Here is a 1,954-nt window from a genome sequence, read left to right on the forward strand (position 1 = left end):
GGGGTGAAGAGGCGCTCGATCTGATCGTCGGCGAGGCCGGGGCCCGTGTCGCGCACCACGATCGTGACCGTGCGCGCCCTGCCGGGTTCAACGCGAACCTTGACCCGCACGGCGCCCTCGGCCGTGAACTTGATGGCGTTGCTGAGCAGGTTGTTCAGGACCTGGCGCACGCGCATGGGATCGCCGCGCACCCAGCGCGGCAAGGCCTCGGCGCCCAGCAGGGACAGGCCCACGCCCTTGACGTCGGCCGCGCCCCGCCAGAAGCCGACCGCGTCGGCGACCAGGGCGCGCAGATCGTAGTCGACCACTTCCACGCCCATGCGGCCGGCCTCGATCTTGGAGAGGTCCAGCAGGTCGTTCAGCAGGCTTCGCATCATCAGGCCGGCGTCGGCGATCAGCGAGGCGTCGGACTTGTCTCGCTCCAGGGCCTCGGCGCCGTTCAGGATGGCGTTGATCGGGGTGCGCAGCTCGTGGCTGACCATGGCGATGAAGGCCGACTTGGCCGCCGTCTGGGCCTCGGCCGCCCGCCGCGCGGCGCGCTCGGCCTCCATGGCTCGCCGCGACCACAGGAACACCATGGCCAGGGTCAGGCAGAACAGGCCGACGCCGGCCAGGAAGAACGGCATGACCGGATCGCTCAGGTCTCCGGCCACCAGCGGCGTCACGAACAGATAGACCAGGTGCGGCGCCACCGCCGAGCCGAAGGCGGCCAGACAGCCCTCCGCGCCCATCAGGGCCGTGAAGATCGATCCGGACAGCAGCAGCACCGCGGCGGCGGCGCCCAGCGGCGTGCCGATCGACCACAGCGGAATGGCCAGCCAGCCGAAGGTGGTGGCCATGACCAGGTCGGTGACGAGGTTCAGCGCCACGGCGCGCCCCGGCCGGGCGTGACCCAGGAACCGCTTCAGGGCCAGCAGCTCGGCGACCTGCACGACCAAATAGGCGGCGGACCAGGCGAACAGGAACTTCAGATCGGCGTACAGGAACGCCAGGCCGCATAGCACCAGGATGACGAAGAGCCTCAGAGGCACCTGCTGCCGACGGGACACCGCGGCCGGTCGATAGGCGACCGCCAGTTTTTCCCAGAAAGCACCCAAAGCGACCCCCGTACTCGACGCGCTCCACCTATGGGCGTGAGCGCGCCGCATCGTTGTACGTTAGCAAGCTTTACCACAGCGCGCGACCGGACCCGATTCGGGTATCGAAAGCGCGATAGCCCGAAGGGTTGCCCTGTTCGGGTAACTAAGCCGCCTATTCGGCCTTGGGCGCCCGGCGGACCTCGACGACGCGGACCTTGGCGCCGTCCAGCACCAGGGCCAGCTCGCCGCGCTTGATCTTCAGGGCGTCGGCCCCGAAGGCGTCGCGGCGCCAACCCGTGAGGGCCGGGGTGGTGGCGTTGTCGTCGGCGGCGATCTTCTCCAGGTCCGAGACCGTGGCGATCAGCTTGGAGGCCACGCCCGCCTCTTCGGCCCGCGCCTTCAGCAGCACCTTGAGCAGCTCGACCACCGCGCCGGCGTTCTGGGGCGGTGGCGGGCCGGGCTTGTCGACGATCGGAGCGTAGCCTTCCGGATCGGCCAGGGCGGCCTTGATCGCGGCCAGCAGGTCGGGGCCGAACTTGCTGCCGCCGAAGCCCTTGGGCACGCCGCGCAGGTTGTTCAGGGCGTCCAGGCTGGTCGGCGCCTGGGTGGCCAGCTCGTCGATGGCCTCGTCCTTGAGGATGCGGCCGCGCGGCTGGTCGCGGCTCTGGGCAGTGCGCTCGCGCCAGGCGGCGACGGCCTTGAACACGGCCAGGTATTTCGGCGCGGTCTTGCGCGGACGCAGGCGGCGCCAGGCCTTTTCCGGATCGACGTCGTAGGCGGCCGGGTCGGAGATGGCGGTCATCTCCTCCTCGACCCAGGCCAGGCGGCCGCTGGTCTCGAGGCGCTCGCGCAGGATCGGGAACAGGGCGGCCAGG

At 70.4% G+C, this 1,954-nt stretch carries 2 protein-coding genes; both read right to left on the minus strand.

From position 1 onward, the window contains the following. Positions 1–1,031 (minus strand): sensor histidine kinase (locus AC1DSO_RS24700; RefSeq protein WP_477071321.1); only part of this gene is annotated, 1,031 nt, incomplete at its 3' end. A 220-nt stretch (positions 1,032–1,251) separates the two neighbouring features. Then, positions 1,252–1,954 (minus strand): HRDC domain-containing protein (locus AC1DSO_RS24705; RefSeq protein ID WP_477071322.1); only part of this gene is annotated, 703 nt, incomplete at its 5' end.

The sequence above is a fragment of the Caulobacter sp. P4_E5 genome (genome assembly GCF_056401555.1).